General features: G+C 37.1%; 4 protein-coding genes. 2 read left to right on the top strand and 2 right to left on the bottom strand.

Features of this window, described 5'->3' with window-relative positions; all coding sequences use genetic code 11:
• Together AACQ83_RS23610 and AACQ83_RS23615 are read left to right on the top strand one after the other, a co-directional pair.
• Positions 1 to 1,062, top strand: a 1,062-nt coding sequence (locus AACQ83_RS23610; protein WP_339367399.1) for a phage tail protein, incomplete at its 5' end; no start/stop codon positions are given.
• Positions 1,062 to 1,694, top strand: coding sequence for a tail fiber assembly protein (locus AACQ83_RS23615; protein ID WP_112878696.1), 633 nt, complete (start codon positions 1,062 to 1,064; stop codon positions 1,692 to 1,694). The genes AACQ83_RS23610 and AACQ83_RS23615, both read left to right, overlap by 1 nt.
• Positions 1,695 to 2,146: 452 nt before the next feature.
• On the opposite strand, the gene AACQ83_RS23620 is transcribed toward AACQ83_RS23615, so the two are convergent.
• Together AACQ83_RS23620 and AACQ83_RS23625 are read right to left on the bottom strand one after the other, a co-directional pair.
• Positions 2,147 to 2,488 carry a tail fiber assembly protein gene (locus AACQ83_RS23620; RefSeq protein ID WP_112878695.1) on the bottom strand — a complete coding sequence of 114 codons (342 nt, stop codon included), beginning with the start codon at positions 2,486 to 2,488 and terminating at the stop codon, positions 2,147 to 2,149.
• A gap of 9 nt (positions 2,489 to 2,497) precedes the next feature.
• The coding region (locus AACQ83_RS23625) for a pyocin knob domain-containing protein (RefSeq protein ID WP_240000911.1) at positions 2,498 to 3,514 on the bottom strand (1,017 nt) is incomplete at its 5' end.

Here is a 3,514-nt window from a genome sequence, read left to right on the forward strand (position 1 = left end):
CTTGGTTTAGTGGAAACGGTGGATTTGGCGAAAAACGCTCTTCCTAAAGACTCAACTGAATCACTCATATCAGGTAATCACAATATTAAAACAGGTGGAAATTATTCCAGTTTGTCACTAACAAAAAGCGATGGTCGATATGTCTTCATAGAAACCACTTCTCATGAAGCAGATTCTTTTTGTGCAATAGGATATCGTGAGTCTGACTCCTCAAATATAAATGTTGTTCAACTCCCTCGAAAGAACGGCTATGTTGCAATAGCTAATGAACATTATTCTAAATCAGAGTCTGACAGTCGATTTATTCAATTGAATACGGATACAAAAACATCAGGTTATATATTAGCTAAAACTGCAAACTATTATGATGATCCTAATTCACGTCATTTGGGCCGTTCGGGATTTTTGAGGCCTAATGGAATTGATAATCTGGGGGCATTAGCAATTCATATAGCTCATCCTGACGTTGATAGCTCTCAGCACGCTCGCGGGCTTTCTTTCGGGTACGGGGGATATTCAGAAGCATTCAGCGTTTCTACTTACGCTTTCGATGAAAATGGTAACTTCAGGGGGAAACGTAAGATATTAACAGAGGATGATATCCTTGTTGGTATTCCGCTACCGTGGTCTAAACCAACCGCACCAGCAGGTTATCTTATTTGTAGTGGTCAGCAGTTTGACAAATCTATATACCCTAAATTAGGGGAAGCATATCCCTCTGGTGCACTCCCTGATCTACGCGGTGAATTTATTCGAGGTTGGGATAATGGGAGAAGTATTGATTCAGGGAGAGATATATTATCCCATCAGAATTCAACAAAGTTACCTAATCTTTACACCCATGCTGCCTCTGCAAATATAGGAGTATTGGTATCTCCTCCTATTAATCGTTTTTCAAGTGATTATCCATCAGAAATTATGGCTAGTGATTTTGAGGAAGCAGAATTCGGGAGCGGCCAATATTTTACGACCCAATTAAATCCTAACGGTGCAGTTTCATTATCTACATTTCGAGTACGCCCCCGTAATATCGCATTTAACTACATAGTGAGAGCAGCGTAATGACAACACAGAAACAAAAATATTCCCTAGAACCAGAAGCAGCAATATTGGGAAATAACGGATTAGCAATCAAGGCTGGTTGGTTGACAATCTACCATGCGGAACCTTATTCCAGAGAATTTATTGGCGCTAGACCAGAATATCTAATGGAAGGAGTGGGGCTTCCTGCCAATTCCTATCCAGATGCACCAAAACTTCCAGATTCTGATGATATGGCTGTTTGCCGTAGCGAAGATAAAAGTTGTTGGCAAATAGTACCTGATTACCGTGGAAAAACAGCTTATAACAAGCAGACACGAGCACAATATGAAATTACTGCTCTAGGTGAACTACCAGAATTTCTGACATTCAAGCAACCTGCCACTGATTTTGATAAATGGGATGGTAAAAAGTGGGTAATTGATAAAGCTGCTGTAAAAGACAATCAAATTGAACAGGCAGAGCAGTGGCGAGTAACACTGTTACAACAAGCAAACGAAACAGTCGCATTGCTACAACATGCAGTAGATACTGAGCTGGCTTCAGAAAAAGAAAAGCTATTGTTGCTAGATTGGAAAAAGTACTTTGTATTAATGAACCGGATTAATATTTCTTCAGCTCCAGATATTCACTGGCCTGAAAAACCAGAATAAAATAATACCGGCCTGTTTTTCAGGCCGTAGATTTAAGACTTATAAACAAAATTATAGATGTTTATCGTTTCTGAAACCATATCTTTACATCAGAATTATTAACAGATTTTTATTTTGTTCTTTCATAAAATGTCTCTGAATTTTTAAGTGAAAAATAAAAAATTAACTTCATAACTTTATATGCTATTGTAATTCAACCTCCAACACTATATTTAATATTTTATATCAGTCTATAAAAATCACTGAAATAATAGAAAAACTATAAAGAATCATTTTTCAGAAAGAATAACTGATAGCTTTAAAATCGGTGATATTACTTAGAGCAAATAATTTAAATAAATAAAAAATCATATAAATACCCAACCATGTTAGGTATTTATAAAAAGCGACATAAATGCATAATCAAATTAATGAATAATTACTATTTTTTATTACCATAAAAATGATTCATTTTATTCTGGTTGCTCTGGCCATTCAATATTTTTTGCCGTGGTATCCATTCGATTTAACGCGACGCGATATTTTTTCCACTCCATCAACATTGTTATTTCATTATCAGTAGCAATTCCTAAATCAATGGCATCTTGCAATGGTGCCATTTTAATTGAAGCTTGTTCTAATAAATAATATTGTTGGCGGTGATAGGTTTTATTTTTCTGTTCGATAATAGCCTGATGATATAATGCCTTAGCCTCTTGAGCACTGAAACCCATTGAGATTAATTGATGAGGTTCAGCTGGCACATTAACATATTCATAGCCATTTTTATCTACCAATCTATTTAATATTATCATATATCCTCATTATGGTTTTTTTTGATAAAGCGTGTCATATTCTAGGGAGTAAGGTATTGTATTATCAATATATTCTTCACCTAATAACGGATCATTGATGGCTAACGATTTCACCATCCACTTAATTTCTCTATTAAGGTCTGAATTTGACCACCGATATATTTCAACCTCTCCTTCTTCACGTGAATAATGAATTGGTTGGAAATTACTGGTCACAAAATAGGTTAAACCACCACGTAAATAACAACCACTGTAAACATAACAACCTACAACATCACCAGATTTAACATCACCATAGAGAGGATATTTACCATCGACGGGTCTGGCGATGCTTATCATGGTGTAGCGGATCGCTTTTATTGTTTTACGATAGGTTTGATTTATGCGTTTAATATTTAAATATTGTGCATCACCACCCCACCGATGCTCTCCGCCTTCTATTTGTGTAAGTAATCCGGCTACATGTGTCACGCCCTCCCCGAATGGTTTTTTTTCTGCATCATATGGATAGGGCCTATGAAGCGTTAACCAAGAATTCGCTCCGACATTTGGTGGGAAGTCCCACCAAATCGGATAATAGCGTTCAGTACTCAGTCCAGTAAGATCAATCGTGGTGGTATAGCGTGGTTCACCCTGAATATCCGACGCAGTGGGTTTATTGAGCGTGTTATATTCTTGGGCCCAAGGTGTCCATGGTAAATTGTGATATTGGCTGCGTGTATATACCCGGCTGCTGTTATAAACAAAATAACGCTGAATGATCCCAGCAGCCTGTAAAACGACAAGTGAACCGGCAAGTGGTTCAGGATAGTTAGCACCATTTTGAGCGTAAATATTGTAATCTTGGTAATAAATCCCTGGTATTTTATAGTTATCCAAATTTGCCTGATCACCCAAATAAACCGCCTGCTCACTAAAGATATCCTGAGAAGTAATATTGATATCTTCAGATAGGATTTTTCCATTCACTTTCCGGTTGTTTGGAACTGCACCCTTAGCCAAATCCACCGTTTCCACTAAACCAAG

The organism is Photorhabdus sp. S10-54 (genome assembly GCF_963878145.1).
In the GTDB taxonomy this organism is placed as follows: domain Bacteria; phylum Pseudomonadota; class Gammaproteobacteria; order Enterobacterales; family Enterobacteriaceae; genus Photorhabdus; species Photorhabdus kayaii.

Coding starts and splice junctions, on each gene's coding strand:
- AACQ83_RS23615 (WP_112878696.1), top strand. CDS start 1,062: ATGACAACACAGAAACAAAAATATTCCCTAGAACCAGAAGCAGCAATA.
- AACQ83_RS23620 (WP_112878695.1), bottom strand. CDS start 2,488: ATGATAATATTAAATAGATTGGTAGATAAAAATGGCTATGAATATGTT.